The sequence below is a fragment of the Xanthomonas axonopodis pv. maculifoliigardeniae genome, from assembly GCF_041519315.1.
GTDB classification, from domain to species: domain Bacteria; phylum Pseudomonadota; class Gammaproteobacteria; order Xanthomonadales; family Xanthomonadaceae; genus Xanthomonas; species Xanthomonas euvesicatoria.
In genome coordinates this window covers 115,194-129,120 of the sequence record NZ_CP167998.1, presented here as the reverse complement: position 1 = coordinate 129,120, position 13,927 = coordinate 115,194, and the positions used below count along the sequence as shown (strand labels likewise).

General features: G+C 65.9%; 14 protein-coding genes. 5 read left to right on the top strand and 9 right to left on the bottom strand.

Annotated features, from left to right (window positions below):
- Nucleotides 1-248 precede the first annotated feature (248 nt).
- Complete coding sequence (locus tag ACDH77_RS00555; RefSeq protein ID WP_011345860.1) at nucleotides 249-881, bottom strand: response regulator transcription factor; 633 nt, start codon at nucleotides 879-881, stop codon at nucleotides 249-251.
- A complete protein-coding gene (locus tag ACDH77_RS00550) occupies nucleotides 878-2,077 on the bottom strand; it encodes a sensor histidine kinase (protein WP_033478795.1) in 1,200 nt (399 codons plus the stop codon). Before ACDH77_RS00550 ends, ACDH77_RS00555 begins: the two co-directional genes overlap by 4 nt.
- Before the next feature lie 60 nt (nucleotides 2,078-2,137).
- On the opposite strand from ACDH77_RS00550, the gene ACDH77_RS00545 reads away from it, so the two are divergent.
- From ACDH77_RS00545 to lldD, 4 genes are all read left to right on the top strand, one after another.
- Complete coding sequence (locus ACDH77_RS00545; RefSeq protein WP_218489512.1) at nucleotides 2,138-2,704, top strand: methyltransferase family protein; 567 nt, start codon at nucleotides 2,138-2,140, stop codon at nucleotides 2,702-2,704.
- Between the two features lie 215 nt (nucleotides 2,705-2,919).
- Nucleotides 2,920-3,342, top strand: coding sequence for a DUF2141 domain-containing protein (locus tag ACDH77_RS00540; RefSeq protein WP_218497304.1), 423 nt, complete (start codon nucleotides 2,920-2,922; stop codon nucleotides 3,340-3,342).
- 26 nt (nucleotides 3,343-3,368) lie between these two features.
- Nucleotides 3,369-4,883: a carotenoid oxygenase family protein gene (locus tag ACDH77_RS00535; RefSeq protein ID WP_372171836.1), complete on the top strand. Its 1,515-nt coding sequence runs from the start codon at nucleotides 3,369-3,371 to the stop codon at nucleotides 4,881-4,883.
- Between the two features lie 139 nt (nucleotides 4,884-5,022).
- Nucleotides 5,023-6,189 carry an FMN-dependent L-lactate dehydrogenase LldD gene (gene lldD, locus ACDH77_RS00530; RefSeq protein ID WP_031420537.1) on the top strand — a complete coding sequence of 389 codons (1,167 nt, stop codon included), beginning with the start codon at nucleotides 5,023-5,025 and terminating at the stop codon, nucleotides 6,187-6,189.
- Nucleotides 6,190-6,326: 137 nt separating this feature from the next.
- Here lldD and ACDH77_RS00525 read toward each other — a convergent pair whose 3' ends face one another.
- Nucleotides 6,327-7,286, bottom strand: a complete 960-nt coding sequence (locus tag ACDH77_RS00525) for a Ku protein (RefSeq protein WP_031420536.1) — start codon at nucleotides 7,284-7,286, stop codon at nucleotides 6,327-6,329.
- A complete protein-coding gene (locus tag ACDH77_RS00520) occupies nucleotides 7,286-7,684 on the bottom strand; it encodes a hypothetical protein (RefSeq protein ID WP_042773766.1) in 399 nt (132 codons plus the stop codon). The genes ACDH77_RS00525 and ACDH77_RS00520 overlap by 1 nt, the downstream gene beginning before the upstream one ends.
- 150 nt (nucleotides 7,685-7,834) lie before the next feature.
- On the opposite strand from ACDH77_RS00520, the gene ACDH77_RS00515 reads away from it, so the two are divergent.
- Nucleotides 7,835-8,014 carry a hypothetical protein gene (locus tag ACDH77_RS00515; protein WP_008573948.1) on the top strand — a complete coding sequence of 60 codons (180 nt, stop codon included), beginning with the start codon at nucleotides 7,835-7,837 and terminating at the stop codon, nucleotides 8,012-8,014.
- Between the two features lie 102 nt (nucleotides 8,015-8,116).
- On the opposite strand, the gene ACDH77_RS00510 is transcribed toward ACDH77_RS00515, so the two are convergent.
- From ACDH77_RS00510 to ACDH77_RS00490, 5 genes are all read right to left on the bottom strand, one after another.
- Nucleotides 8,117-8,512 (bottom strand): DUF779 domain-containing protein, encoded by a 396-nt coding sequence (locus ACDH77_RS00510; protein WP_011345853.1) that lies wholly within the window; start codon nucleotides 8,510-8,512, stop codon nucleotides 8,117-8,119.
- A 176-nt stretch (nucleotides 8,513-8,688) separates the two neighbouring features.
- Complete coding sequence (gene adh / locus ACDH77_RS00505) at nucleotides 8,689-10,218, bottom strand: aldehyde dehydrogenase (protein ID WP_372353664.1); 1,530 nt, start codon at nucleotides 10,216-10,218, stop codon at nucleotides 8,689-8,691.
- A 386-nt stretch (nucleotides 10,219-10,604) separates the two neighbouring features.
- Nucleotides 10,605-11,123 (bottom strand): hypothetical protein, encoded by a 519-nt coding sequence (locus ACDH77_RS00500; RefSeq protein WP_372353663.1) that lies wholly within the window; start codon nucleotides 11,121-11,123, stop codon nucleotides 10,605-10,607.
- Between the two features lie 194 nt (nucleotides 11,124-11,317).
- A complete protein-coding gene (locus ACDH77_RS00495) occupies nucleotides 11,318-11,614 on the bottom strand; it encodes a hypothetical protein (protein ID WP_031420532.1) in 297 nt (98 codons plus the stop codon).
- A 110-nt stretch (nucleotides 11,615-11,724) separates the two neighbouring features.
- Nucleotides 11,725-13,863 (bottom strand): TonB-dependent receptor family protein, encoded by a 2,139-nt coding sequence (locus tag ACDH77_RS00490; RefSeq protein WP_372353662.1) that lies wholly within the window; start codon nucleotides 13,861-13,863, stop codon nucleotides 11,725-11,727.
- Between the last annotated feature and the right edge of the window lie 64 nt (nucleotides 13,864-13,927).

Sequence of the window (13,927 nt, the reverse complement as noted above, 5' to 3'; positions counted from 1 at the left end):
TCGTTGCAGATGGCGATGCGCGCTGGATGCAAGGCGGGATCGGCCGGTGAGGCCGACTGCAAGTTAAGGCCACGGCTGAGCTTGTCCGAGGTGGCTGTCTTCCGCCGTACCCTCACCCCAACCCCTCTCCCGGAGGGAGAGGGGCTTAGGTTCTCTTTAGCTCTAGGGCTTTCCGATCCGGTCCCCACCTGCCCGCTTTTCCGAATCCCAAATCCCGATTCCCATTCCCCATTCCCGATTCCCCGCCCTCAAATCACCCGCAACGTGATCGCCTTCAACACCGCCCGGGTGCGGTCGCGGGTGCCCAGCTTTTCCAGGATGGTGGAGACGTAGTTCTTCACCGTGCCTTCGGCCAGGAACAGGGTGCGGGCGATTTCCTTGTTCGAATAGCCGCCGGCCAGCAGGCGCAGGATCGCCACCTCGCGTTCGTTGAAGGTCTCCCGCGGGGCCTGCTGGTCGCGGAACTGGTAGCGGGCGCGCACCGGGTCGGTGCTGACCGGCTGCAGCAGGGTGTCGCCTGCGGCAACGCGCTCGATCGCCTCGCGCAGGTCTTCCGGGGCGGCGTCCTTGAGCAGGAAGCCCTGCGCGCCGGCCTCGCTGGCGCGTAGTAGCAGGTCGCTGTCGTCGAAGGTGGTGAGCAGCAGCACGGGGGTGCGGTCGCCGCGGGCGCGCAGCTGCTCCAGTGCCTGGATGCCGTCCAGGCCGGGCATGCGGATGTCGCTGAGCACCACGTCCACCGTATGGATGGTCAGCGCATCCAGCAGGCCCTGGCCGTCGTCGGCCTCGCACACCACCTCCACGCCCTGCTGCTGCAACAACGCGCGCAGACCGGCGCGCACCAGGATCTGGTCGTCGGCCAGGGCAATACGACGTGAACTCATACCGGTAGTCTCGCAATCAGGTGCATGCCGCCTGTGGGTGTGCGGCCAAGGTCCAGCTGGCCATGCAATGCGGCCAGGCGTTCGCGCATGCCGGTAATGCCGTTGCCTTCGCGGATGCGCTCGGCGCGGCGGCCATCGTCGCAGATGTCCACGTGCAACTGTGCGCCTACGCAATGCAGGTGCACGGCCACTTCATCGGCGTCGGCATGCCGCACGGCATTGGTCAGCGCTTCCTGCACCAGCCGCAGCAGCAGCTCGGCCACGCGCGCATCGGTGACACGCACGTCGGCATCGATCTGCAGGCGCAGCGTCGGGCGCGGGAACGGGGCGGCCAGCGCGCGCAAGGCGGTCTGCAGGTCCAGGCCCTGGTCGTCGCGCAGCGATTGCACCACGTTGCGGATGTCCGACAGCAGTTCAGCCGATAACTGCTCCACCACCGCCACCTCGTTGCGCTGCGCCAGGGCCGGGTCGGCGCTGAGCAGGCGCAGGTTGATGCGCATGGCGGTGAGCTTGTGCCCGGCCACATCGTGCAACTCGCGCGCCAGCCGCAAACGCTCGGCATCGCGCGCACTGTCGGCCAGCAGCGCGCGGGTGGCCAGCAGATCGGCGTTGACGTAGGCCAAGGTGTCGCGCGCCCGCTCGGCACTGCGGGCGTAATGCGCGGTGAGTGCGGCAAAGGCCTGGAAGCCGGCATAGATGCTCACGATCAACAAGGCCCGATCGAAGCCGGCGTGCACTAGCACCGCGTACATGCCCGCGTTCAACACCAGCGCCAGCAGCAGCACGCGCAACGGCGGCCAGGTCATGCCCGCCTGCGCCACCAGCATCACCAGCAGGACCGGCGCGGTGCCGGCATGCGGCTCCATCCAGACCAGCAGCAAAGCCAACGCCGCTTGCAGCAGAGTGGCCACCGTGCGCAATGCATGCGTTTGCGGCAACACGGTGTGCACCACGAACAATGCGGTAAAGCCGGCCAGCGCGCCCCAGCGCCAGGCACCGTAGGCAGACGCATCGGGCATGAACGACAGCGCGACCGCGGCAATGGTGAACGCAGCGGCCAGGCGCAGGGGGTGCAACAGGTGGCGGAAGGAAGAGTTCATGCGGCGATGCTGACCGCCATGCAGGCGCTCGGCAATGGTGCGCAGGCAGAAGGTGACTTCTGGCAGGTGGGATCGATGACCTGCGGCCCCTGGTATGGGTGCAGTGCGCGCGCAGACTGGCCTCATCCACTCACCGCGTTGCCAAGGAGTCACACCATGTCCGCTTCCAGTCTGTTCATCGCGCTCAATCTGGTCTGGGGTGGCTATGAGCTGCTGCTCAGCCGCCGTCGCCGCGCCGGCGATGGTGGCGCGCACGATCAAGGCACCCTGAAATACCTGTGGCGCGTGTTGTCTGCGGCGGTGGCCGTTGCAGTGATGCTGGCCTACAGCGGCCTGGCGCACTGGCCGCAGGGTTGGGCGGGGGCGCTGCAGTGGGCCGGCTGCGCCTTGATCGGCAGCGGGCTGGCGTTGCGCGTGTGGGCCATCCAGGTGCTGGCGCGCTGGTTCACGGTGGACGTGACCATCCAGCCCGATCACCAGTTGGTGCGTCGCGGTCCGTATCGCTGGCTGCGGCACCCGTCGTACACCGGCGCGTTGCTGGCGTTTTACGGGCTGGCGCTGGGCATGGGCAATGCGTTGTCGGTGATGGCGATCGTGGTGCCGGTGACCTGGGTCTTCCTGCACCGCATTCGCATCGAAGAGGCCGCGTTGCAGCGCGCCTTCCCGGTGGCTTACCCGGCGTATGCGAAGCAGAGCCGGCGCCTGCTGCCGCTGGTGTGGTGACGGCGCAGACAGCAGCGGCGTCGCATGGATGCCAGGCAGTGCTTCGTCTGCTTGCACCCAGGTTCGGCCCACACGACATGCAACCTGGCGTGCTGCTGCAAGTATGGGCGACCCCTCACGGTCCGATCTGCGACGGCCGCCAGTGCAGCAAGGTGGATACGCTGCGTACGATCGGTCTCACCGCGTCGCATCCCTATCGTTGCCAGGAGAGTTGCATGCTCGCCCGTCCCTATCCCGTTGTTGCGCTCGCATGGCTGCTCGGCAGCGCCGGCGTGCACGCCGCCGACCTGAACGTGGACGTCAGCGGCTTGCGTTCGCAACAAGGCAAGCTGCGCGTCGCGGTGATCGCCTCGGCCGCACAACTGGACAGTGCACAGCCGCCGGTGCAGGCGCAGACGCTGCCGATCACCAGCAGCACACCGCACATCCAGTTCAAGAATCTTCCGCCCGGCCGTTATGCCGTGATGATCAATCACGACGAAAACGCCAACGGCAAGCTGGACACCAACCTGATCGGCATGCCGGTGGAAGGATACGGCTTCAGCAACAACCCCACCGGCATGCGCAAGCCTGGCTTGGACGAGATCGTCTTCGACCTGCCGGCCAGCGGGAAGCGCATCAGCGTGCAAATGCGCTGACACCGGCACGCGATAGGAGCGCTGCCATGCACCGTCGTCGCTTTCTGCAATCCCTGTTGGCCGCCGGCGGCAGCGCTGCGCTCGGCAGCTGGATGTTACGCAGTCTGCCTGCACACGCCGCAGAAGCGGCAGCGTTTCATACACAGTTGCAGCGCACATCGTGGCTGCTGGGCTGGCGCAGCGTGACCAGCCCCACCTTCGGGCCGACCACCACGGCAGTGCAGGGCAAGCTTCCCGAAGGACTGGCAGGCAGCCTGTATCGCAATGGCCCGGCCTGGACCGAGCGCGCCGGGTTCCGCTACGAACACTGGTTCGATGGCGATGGCATGGTGCATCGCTGGCAGCTGGGCGGCACCCAGGTGCAGCACGTCGGGCGCATGGTGGCGACGCATAAATTCACCCAGGAACAGCAGGCCGGACGTTTTCTGTATCGCGCCGCTGGCACCTCCGTGCCCGACATGCAGCCGGTCCGCAATAACGACGACGTCAACACCGCCAATACCTCGGTGGCGATGCTCAATGGCCGGTTGTTCGCATTATGGGAAGCGGGATCGGCGATCGAGCTGGATCCGGATGCGTTGCGCACGCTCGGCCCGGTGACCTGGCGCGACGATCTGGCTGCGATGCCGTTTTCCGCACACCCATTGATCGACCGCGACGGCAGCGCATGGAACTTCGGCTCAATCAATGCGGCAGGCGCCAGCGGCGTGGTGCTCTGGCACCTGGGCGCAGATGCCACGTTGCGTCACGTGCAGCTGCTGCACACCGACGCCCCCGGCTATATGCACAGCTTTGCCATGACAGATCGGCATTTGATTCTGGTCATGGCGCCGTACCGCCGGCTGGACGGCGAGGGCGCGTTCTTCGAAAGACTGCGCTTTACGCCCGAAGCGCCATCGCGGATTGCGGTGGTGCCCAAGGATGCGTTGGACCAACCACGCTGGTTTGAAGCCGACTTTGCGGTGGCATACCACTTTGCCGACGCCTATGCGCATCGCGACCGCATCGTGGTGCGCGCCATCGTGTACGACGATCCGGAGCAGGCGCGCTCGCCAATGCGTGCGGCCATGCACGGCGACCCGGCGGCCGCACCATCACAGGTGCAACTGCGCAGCCTGCATCTGGACCTGAGCAACGGCCGCGCGCACTGGCAGCCGCATCCGGTGGATAACCTGGAATTGCCGTTGTACGACCGCCGCACCCCGACCACCACCGGCGCACGCCTGTATGCGCCATGCATCGATGGGCCCAACAACTCGCCGTTCCTCAATGCCGTGGCCGGCTATGACCTGGAACGCGACCGCCGCCAGGTGCATCGCTACGGGCCGGACGTGCTGGCCGAGGAACATGTGTTCGTCCCCAGGCCCGGCAGCGACCGCCCAGACGATGGCTGGCTGGTCGGCACCGTGCTGGACACCCGCCGCGGCCGCACCGGGCTGATGGTGCTGGACGCACGACATATCGATGCCGGGCCGGTGGCCCAGGCATGGCTTCCGTACGCGCTACCGCTAGGGTTTCACGGGCATTTTGCGCCCGCCTAAGCGGGCGCACTGCAACGGGCATGGCACTGTCTCGAGCCGCATCCAGACCTAGAGTGCCGACTCGCTGCCCCGGTGCCGTGCCGTCTTGGATGGATCGTCTTACACTCGGCCGCTCCCCGCCGCTGCCGTCCCGTCTTCGATGATCATTTCCGCCGCTTCCGACTACCGCGCCGCTGCGCAAGCACGCCTGCCGCCCTTCCTGTTCCATTACATCGATGGCGGCGCGTATGCCGAGCACACCTTGCGGCGCAATGTCTCGGACCTGGCCGATGTAGCGCTGCGCCAGCGGGTGCTGCGCAATATGTCGGATCTGCGCCTGAGCACCGAGCTGTTCGGCGAAACGCTGGCGATGCCGGTGGCATTGGCGCCGGTCGGCCTCACCGGCATGTATGCACGCCGCGGCGAAGTGCAGGCCGCGCGTGCGGCGGCCGCGCGCGGCATTCCCTTCACCCTGTCCACGGTGTCGGTGTGCCCGATCGAAGAAGTGGCGCCGGCCATCGAACGGCCGATGTGGTTCCAGCTCTATGTGCTCAAGGACCGTGGCTTCATGCGCAATGCGCTGGAACGGGCCAAGGCCGCGGGCGTGACCACGCTGGTGTTCACCGTGGACATGCCCACGCCGGGCGCGCGCTACCGCGATGCGCACTCGGGCATGAGCGGGCCCAATGCCTCGCTGCGGCGCATGCTGCAGGCAGTGACGCACCCCCGCTGGGCGTGGGACGTGGGCTTGCTCGGCAGGCCGCACGATCTGGGCAACATCTCCGCCTACCGCGGCAGCCCCACCGGCCTGCAGGATTACATCGGCTGGCTGGGCGCCAACTTCGACCCGTCCATTGCCTGGAAAGACCTGGAATGGATCCGCGAATTCTGGACCGGGCCGATGGTGATCAAGGGCATCCTGGACCCGGAGGACGCGCGCGATGCGGTGCGCTTCGGCGCCGACGGCATCGTGGTCTCCAACCACGGCGGCCGTCAGCTCGACGGCGTGCTGTCCAGCGCACGCGCGCTGCCGGCCATTGCCGATGCGGTAAAGGGCGAACTGAAGATTCTGGCCGATTCGGGCATCCGCAGCGGGCTGGATGTGGTGCGCATGCTCGCGCTCGGTGCCGATGCGGTATTGCTGGGCCGCGCGTTCGTCTACGCGCTGGCGGCCGCCGGGCAGGCCGGCGTGGAAAACCTGCTGACCCTGATCGAAAAGGAAATGCGCGTGGCGATGACGCTGACCGGCACGCATTCCATCGCCGAGATCAGCGCCGACGCGTTGAGCCGGGTGACGCGCGAGCGGGCCGATGCGATCTCGCCTTGACGCCGCAAGACCGTCGCGCGTGATCGAGCGCTGTGAGCGGCCCGCCAGGCAGCGGACCAAGAGTGCCTCACCATTCGCGGCCAAGCGCGCGCCGACAGGCGGGCATGCCGCCCATACCGTCCGTGCTGCGACCCCGCCTACCCCGCCTTGCGCCTGGGCGCGGCCGTCTTGGCGGCAGTCTTCTTGGCCGCCTTGCCTGCGGTCTTCCTGGCAGCTTTCTTCGCCGCTTTCTTGGTCGCCGTTTTCTTTGCAGGTGCGCTTGCCGTTTCGGCCGTGCTGGATTTCTTGGCTGGCGTGCGCGTATTGGCCTGCAGGCTCTTCTGCAGCAACGACATGAAGTCCACCACGTTGGTGGTGGCGTCTTCGTGCTGAGGGGGTTCCACGTCCACGGTGGTCGTGCCGCCCTTTTCCTGGATGCGCTTGCGCAAGATCTTTTCCAGCTTGCCGCGGAATTCGTCGTGGTAATCCTCCGGCTGCCAGGTGCCGGACATCGACTCGATCAGCTGCTTTGCCATCTCCTGTTCCTTGGGCGTGATGCGGTACTCGCCCACCGCACCGGCCGGCAGCTTGAAGTCCTGCGGGTCCACCACCTCCTGCTGATAACGCAGCAACAACAGGATCAATGCATCGCCCTGCGGCATCACCGCCGCCAGATACTCGCGGGTGCGGATCACCACCTTGGCAATGCCTACCTTGCCGGTGTCGCGCAAGGTTTCGCGCAACAGCACGTACCCCTTTTCGGCCTTCTTGCCCGGCACCAGGATGTAGGGCTTTTCGAAATAGCGTGGGTCGATGTCGGCTGCATCGACAAAGGTTTCCACCTCGACCGTTTCATGGCTTTCCGGCGCCGCAGAGCGGATATCCTGTTCTTCGACGATGACGTAGCTGCCCTTGTCGTATTCGAATGCCTTGACGATCTCCTTCCACGGCACCTCATCGCCGGTGTCGGCATTGACGCGTTCGAAGCGGATCGGTTTTTTGTCGCGCGAATCCAGCATCCGGAAATGCAGATCCACCTTGCGCTCGCCCGACATCAACGACACCGGCACGTTGAGCAAGCCGAAGGAAAGGGTGCCGGTCCAGATCGGTCGTGCCATCAGTGCGCTGCTCCATGAATTGCGGCTTCGGGAATGTGGTCCAGGGCCAGCCAGGCATCTTCGACAATGTCGCGCACATGCGGCCAGTCCAGTCGCGAGGCTCCACGCATGCTGTCCCACTGCGCAGCCAGGGCCTGCTCGCAATCGATATCGGCCCCGCGCGGCCAATCGGCAGCGTGGGTGATCCGCGCAAACGCATAGGCCGGCGATAAATCGCGCCAGGTGGGCCCGCCACGCCGGCGGCGGCGCTGGTAGTCGGCCAGGCTGTAGCAATGGAAATCCTGCGCCACGCCAGCCGTATCCGGCATGCATGACTTGCGCGGCGCGCGCCTGGGCGGAGCGGGCTCGACATGGGCACTGAACAGGCGACGGTCGGGACGGCGATCCTGGGGGCGCATGGGCGGCTCCACGGTGCGGCATGGGGGCTGACATCAGTAACGCCGCTGCCGTGAGCCATGCGTGAGAAATTCGCTTGCATTGCGCGATTTGCGTGCCCTTCACCGCAGGCGCGGTGAACTGCTCGCCCATCTTGCTGTCAGGAGTCCACCATGTCCCGCGACCCGTTACGCGACCAACCCACCCAGCCGGGCGAACAACACGGCAAGCGCGACGCCGAACACTATGAAGACCGCGGCGCCGGCGATGCGCCCGGGCGCCTGATTCCTGCCGATGACCAGACGCCGGCCAAGAAGCCGGGAAGCGCGCCATCGACGGGGACCGATGACTGAAGAGGTGTTCCTGGCGGGTCTCTGGCTGAAAGCGTGGGTTGAAAGACAAACCAACCTGCACCAGGCCGATCCGTGATCACGGGGCAAATCTCACCGCGTGGCTCACGCCCGGCCGGCCTGCTGCAACCGTGCGAATTCATCATCATCAAACAGCCGCGACCGCACCAGGAAGCGCACACCTTCCCCATTTTCCAGCGAAAACATGCCACCGCGCCCCGGCACCACATCGATGATGAGCTGGGTGTGCTTCCAGTATTCAAATTGCGGCGCGCTGATGTAGAACGGCGCGCCGCCAATCTCGCCCAGCAAGACGTCGCGGTCGCCGACGATGAATTCGCCGACCGCAAAACACATTGGCGAAGACCCATCGCAGCAGCCGCCGGATTGGTGGAACAACACATCGCCATGCTGGGCACGCAGCTTGTCGATCAGCTGCAGTGCCGCCAGCGTGGCCGTTACCTGGGCCGGCAGCTCAGTGCGCGTGGTGCTGTCTTGCATCGGCTAACTCCTGCGGCCGCTCCGGCCGCCTTGTCGAGCACCATACCCTGCCGCTATGTGCGGGCGTGCATGCACGCGGACACCGTGTGCATGCCTTTGCATCGATGGTGCAGCAGAACAAGCCCGGCTGGCTTTCGTGTGCGCAAACATCGAGGCGGTCAGCCACGCAGCTGCCGTTAGAAAAGCCCCAGCGCCTTCGGCGAATAGCTCACCAACAGGTTCTTGGTCTGTTGATAGTGGTCGAGCATCATCTTGTGGTTTTCGCGGCCGATGCCCGACTGCTTGTACCCGCCAAATGCAGCATGCGCCGGGTAGGCGTGATAGCAGTTGGTCCACACGCGGCCAGCCTGGATCGCGCGGCCCATCCGATACAGGCGCGAAGCGTCGCGACTCCAGAGGCCGGCACCCAGGCCGTATAGCGTGTCGTTGGCGATCGCCAGCGCGTCGGCTTCGTCCTTGAAGGTGGTGACCGAGACCACCGGGCCGAAGATCTCCTCCTGGAACACGCGCATCTTGTTGTGCCCCTTGAACACCGTGGGCTTGACGTAAAAGCCCCCGGCCAGGTCGCCCTCGAGCGTGTTGCGCTCGCCGCCGATCAGCACTTGCGCACCTTCCTGCTTGCCGATATCGATGTAGGAGAGAATTTTTTCCAGCTGCTCACTGGACGCCTGCGCACCGACCATGGTGTTGGGATCGAGCGGATTGCCCTGCTTGATCGCCGCCACGCGCGCAAGCGCCTTTTCCATGAAGCTGTCGTAGATGGATTCCTGGATCAGCGCGCGCGACGGGCAGGTACACACTTCGCCTTGATTGAAGGCGAACAGCACGAAGCCTTCCACCGCCTTGTCGAGAAAATCGTCGTCTTCGGCCATCACATCGGCGAAGAAGATGTTGGGCGATTTGCCACCCAGCTCCAGCGTCACCGGAATCAGGTTCTGGCTGGCGTACTGCATGATCAGCCGGCCGGTGGTGGTTTCGCCGGTGAATGCAATCTTGGCGATGCGCGGGTTGCTGGCCAGCGGCTTGCCGGCCTCCAGGCCGAAGCCGTTGACCACGTTCAACACGCCAGGCGGCAGCAGGTCGCCGATGAGTTCCATCAACACCAAAATCGAAGCCGGCGTCTGCTCTGCCGGCTTCATCACCACGCAGTTGCCGGCGGCAAGCGCCGGCGCGAGTTTCCAGCACGCCATCAGCAGCGGGAAATTCCACGGAATGATCTGCCCCACCACGCCCAACGGTTCGTGGAAGTGATACGCGATGGTGTCGCTGTCGATCTCGGAAATACCGCCTTCCTGCGCGCGGATGGCACCGGCGAAATAGCGGAAGTGGTCCACGCACAATGGCACGTCGGCATTGAGCGTTTCGCGCACCGGCTTGCCGTTGTCCCAGGTCTCGGCGTACGCGAGCAGTTCGAGATTCTGTTCGATGCGGTCGGCGATCTTGAGCAGTACGTTAGAGCGCTCGGTGGTGGAGGTCTTGCCCCACGCGTCCTTGGCCGCGTGCGCAGCATCCAGCGCCGCTTCGATATCCGGAGCGGTGGAGCGCGCGATCGAGGTAAAGACCTTGCCGTTGATCGGCGTGGTGTTGTCGAAATACTGACCACCCTTCGGCGCGACCCACTTGCCGCCGATGAAGTTGTCGTAGCGCGGTTTGAAGATCGACTGCGGATCGGTGTTGAGCGGCTTGGTGGCAGGTTGCGCGTTCATCGTGATCTCCTGGCAAGTGGTCTGATGCGAACGTGTATACCCGCGCAAGTGCTAGCGCAATGTCATGTGCGATGCTGTTGCGCTGCGTCATCGTGGAACCGGAATTGACCCTGCCATTCCCGCGAAAAATACGCTGCAGCGCGTCATCGGCCTGACGTCGATGGCACTGCAGCAGAATGGCGTATGCCGCGCCGTTTCGTCTGGCCGCCGGCTTGCGGCATCTGTCGCAACGCAGGTTCGCCAGTGAGGCACTGACACACTGAACATCGGCGAGGAGAGCAAGGCGTGTAGCGCACGCGGCAAGCACGTCGAGTCAATCAACGCAACGCGGGCGGTGACACGACTGCCAGGCTTGTGCATTCACCGAGCTGACGCTGCCAACCGCGCTAAGGTTTGCCAGTTACCGTCACACCGTGCTCTGCTGCCGTGCCGATGGCCATGGATTGCTCCGGTGGCACTTGGCAGTCGGTTGCCGTTTGTAGCCGGTAAGAGCGCAGCTGCCATGCGGCACTCCGACCGGACTGCTCCCAGAAATAGACCCAGCGATGGCGTTGGCCGGCAGTACAGGCGTCGATCGTGATTTCGTCGCGCGGCTGGCCGCGTGCGGGCAGCGGCGCGGCGTTGCTGATGTCATCGGCGCGCGTATTCAACGGACGATCGAAGATGGCGGTGCTGATGCGCACCGCGCCCAGCGCTGCGGCATCGGCCGGCGGCGGCGTTTGCCTGGGCTGCGTCCCCAGCCTGGATTGCTGCTGCAACCACGCGTGGATTTGTGCAATGGCCGGGGTGCCGGCCGGATAGTCGCGCACGATGCGCATATCCACGTGGTCTGCCCACGCGGCGTGGCAGACCAGCAGGCCGGCCGCCATCGCCGCCACCATGACCGTTCGCTTGCAGATCATCATCGTTGCGCTCCATGCCGTGAATGCGCGGCAGAGGCTAGCATGCCGATCTGACGGTGCCTGGCTCGGCGCCGACTTGCTCGGACTCGCGCAGGAGGCTGTCTACCAGAGCGCAACGCGCTGCGAGCACGTACAGGCAGCAGCGCAACCTTCAGTCTCGCCATCGGCTAGTCCCATCGGCACCGCGCAATAGCGCACTAGCCGGCCGCGGTACTTCCTCTCGCACGCCATTGCCGCACTGCCGCAAGCACGCGCTTGCCGTCGGTCGCGCTGCTGTCGCGTGCAGCGTAGTCGTGTGGCCTGGCTTGAACGTGGGCCGCCAACGTTGCGCAGGCGGCATGCTGGCCTGCCAGCACGGCGGCACGCTCGGTGGCGTCCAACAGCAGCAGGATCGAAAAGCCGGCGGCCGAGATCGCGCAGTTGATATCCAGCCAAGAGCGATCACCCTCGGAGAGAAGAAACCAGTCGGCAGGGGCGTGGTCGATGACGATCATGCTGGTGCGGTATGGCGTAGGGATTGGTCTGATCGGGACAGGCTCGTCGCGCCCGGGGGCGCTCCTACAAGGCCACGGTGCATAGTGGCGTGCGGTGCGTGGAATGTTTCTCAGCCGCCAAAATCCCACTGCAATCCCACCGTGTAGGTGCGGTCCGGGCCGGGCTCGTAGTAGCGGCCGTTGCCATCGTTGACGATGACCGAGCCCACGTACTGCCGGTCCAGCACATTGTCGATACGTGCGAAGGCGCGCAATGCGCCCTGCGCGGTGGTCCAGCGCCGGGAGGCTTCCAGGTTCACCAAGGCGTAGCCGGGTGCACGTTCGGTGGCCAGGTCGTTGACCACGGTGGCGCCGGAGGCCACCGATTCGGCAGCCAACTGCCATTGCGCCGGCTGCCATTGCCAGCGCGCAAACAGTTGCTGGCGCGGCACGCCCGGCAGGCGCGAACCACTGGCCACCAGTGCGGTGGGCGTGGCGCAGCCGCTGCTGGCACAGGTGAGGTAGCCGTCGCGCACGGTGGCATCGACGAAGGTATAGGCCAGCTGCAGCTGCTGGGCGGCACCGATCGGCTGTTGCCAGCTGAGCTCCGCGCCCTGGCGCCGGGTGGCGCCGATGTTGCGATAGGTGCTGCGCCCGTTGGTATTGCTGGCCACCGCCAGCTCGTCGTCGGTGTCGGCGCGGAAGACCGCAAATTCCAGCGCCGCGCCGCTTTGCGCGCGCCACTTGCTGCCCACTTCGTAGTTGCGGCTGGTGGCCGCGCCCAGGTCCAGCGCCAGGCCGGCGCCGCCATCGCTGCGGTAACCCAGTTCGTTGAAGGTGGGCGTTTCGAAACCGCGCCCGACCGACGCGTAAAACCGCAGATCCTCGTCGGCGCGGAACACGATGCCGGCCACCGGCGTGGTCGCCGAATAAGCGCGCTTGCCGCTGTCGTCGGGATTGCGGCCCACGATGTAGTGGTCGTCCGATTCGAAGCGCACGTCGCTATGGCGCACGCCCAGCAGCGCCGACCAGCGCTCGCTCCACTGCCACCACAGCTGCGCGAACTGGTCCACGTTCTGGACCTCATCGCGCTGGTTGCGGCGCAATGCGCCCTTGATGCCGAGTGTGTCGCCGACGAAATTCTCGTAACCGGTGCGGTGCTGGCGCTGGCGGTCGACATTGGTGCCCACTGTCAGCTGCAGCGGCCGGCCCAGCGCTTCGCCCTGCCAGGCCCAGCGCGCATCGGCACCTTCGTAATTGCTGTCCAGATCGATCACCCCGCCCGAATGCAGCGGGTTGCGCTGCACCGCCACCGGAATGGCCAGGAACTGCTCCACGCTGCGCTGGCCGCCATAGGCCATCAGGCGCAGCGTCTGGTTATCCAATTGCTGGGTGAAAATGGCGCCTGCCTGCGACTGGCGCACCGACTTGCGGGTATCGAACTGGGTGGCCACCGACGTGGCCTGTGCCGGGTCGGCAGTGAACTGGGCGCGGGTCAGACCGAGCGGGTCCTGGGCATCGGGTGCGTCCAGATAGTTGAGCACCAGGTCCAGCCGGCGGCCCTCGGCCAGATCGAAGCCGAGCTTGGCATTGACCGAGTCGCGCCTGGCGCGGCTATGCGCACGGAAGCCATCGGTGTCGAAACGATTGGCCGCCACGTTGTAGTGCACCGCACCCTGCTGGCCGAGCAATTGCGCACCGACGTTGACGGTGGCGTTGCTGCCATAGGTGGCGCGCAGACGCCACGGGTCGTCCGGCTGGCCATCGGCGCTCCACAGCTGCAGCACGCCGCCGGAAGAGTTGCCGTACAGCGCCGAAAACGGCCCGCGCAGCACTTCCACCCGTTGCGCGCCCAGCACGTTGAAGTGCGACAGCTGGCCCTGGCCGTCGGGCATGCTGGCCGGGATGCCGTCCACCAACAGCCGCACGCCGCGCACGCCGAAGGTGGAGCGCGCGCCGAAGCCGCGGATTGACAGCTGGGTGTCCTGCGCGTAGTTCTGGCGGTCGCGCGCCACCAGGCCGGGGATGCCGTCCAGCAGCTCGGACACCTGCGCGCCACGGCGGTTGTCGTCATCGGCCGCCACCACGGTGAACGAGGCCGGCAGGTCGAAGTCGTCCACCCCGCGCACGCGCGCTGCGTCCACCTGCACGGCGGGCAGGCGCTGGATCGGCGTGGAGGCGGGCGGCGCCGGATCGGCGGCCAGGACGGGCGATGTGGCGCCCGTGGCGAACAGGCCGCAGGCGGCGGCCAACAAGGTGAGTCTGGACATGCAGGTAGTGTCCCTCATCCGTACTGGCAGTGCATTGTTGCGTACGGAACGAAGCATGCTACGC

What these genes read in the sequence shown, in the direction of transcription:
- ACDH77_RS00525 (WP_031420536.1), bottom strand. Translation starts at nt 7,286, where the DNA reads ATGGCACGACCGATCTGGACCGGCACCCTTTCCTTCGGCTTGCTCAAC.
- ACDH77_RS00545 (WP_218489512.1), top strand. Translation starts at nt 2,138, where the DNA reads ATGTCCGCTTCCAGTCTGTTCATCGCGCTCAATCTGGTCTGGGGTGGC.
- ACDH77_RS00500 (WP_372353663.1), bottom strand. Translation starts at nt 11,123, where the DNA reads ATGATGATCTGCAAGCGAACGGTCATGGTGGCGGCGATGGCGGCCGGC.
- ACDH77_RS00495 (WP_031420532.1), bottom strand. Translation starts at nt 11,614, where the DNA reads ATGATCGTCATCGACCACGCCCCTGCCGACTGGTTTCTTCTCTCCGAG.
- ACDH77_RS00520 (WP_042773766.1), bottom strand. Translation starts at nt 7,684, where the DNA reads ATGCGCCCCCAGGATCGCCGTCCCGACCGTCGCCTGTTCAGTGCCCAT.
- ACDH77_RS00535 (WP_372171836.1), top strand. Translation starts at nt 3,369, where the DNA reads ATGCACCGTCGTCGCTTTCTGCAATCCCTGTTGGCCGCCGGCGGCAGC.
- ACDH77_RS00555 (WP_011345860.1), bottom strand. Translation starts at nt 881, where the DNA reads ATGAGTTCACGTCGTATTGCCCTGGCCGACGACCAGATCCTGGTGCGC.
- adh (WP_372353664.1), bottom strand. Translation starts at nt 10,218, where the DNA reads ATGAACGCGCAACCTGCCACCAAGCCGCTCAACACCGATCCGCAGTCG.
- ACDH77_RS00490 (WP_372353662.1), bottom strand. Translation starts at nt 13,863, where the DNA reads ATGTCCAGACTCACCTTGTTGGCCGCCGCCTGCGGCCTGTTCGCCACG.
- lldD (WP_031420537.1), top strand. Translation starts at nt 5,023, where the DNA reads ATGATCATTTCCGCCGCTTCCGACTACCGCGCCGCTGCGCAAGCACGC.
- ACDH77_RS00510 (WP_011345853.1), bottom strand. Translation starts at nt 8,512, where the DNA reads ATGCAAGACAGCACCACGCGCACTGAGCTGCCGGCCCAGGTAACGGCC.
- ACDH77_RS00540 (WP_218497304.1), top strand. Translation starts at nt 2,920, where the DNA reads ATGCTCGCCCGTCCCTATCCCGTTGTTGCGCTCGCATGGCTGCTCGGC.
- ACDH77_RS00515 (WP_008573948.1), top strand. Translation starts at nt 7,835, where the DNA reads ATGTCCCGCGACCCGTTACGCGACCAACCCACCCAGCCGGGCGAACAA.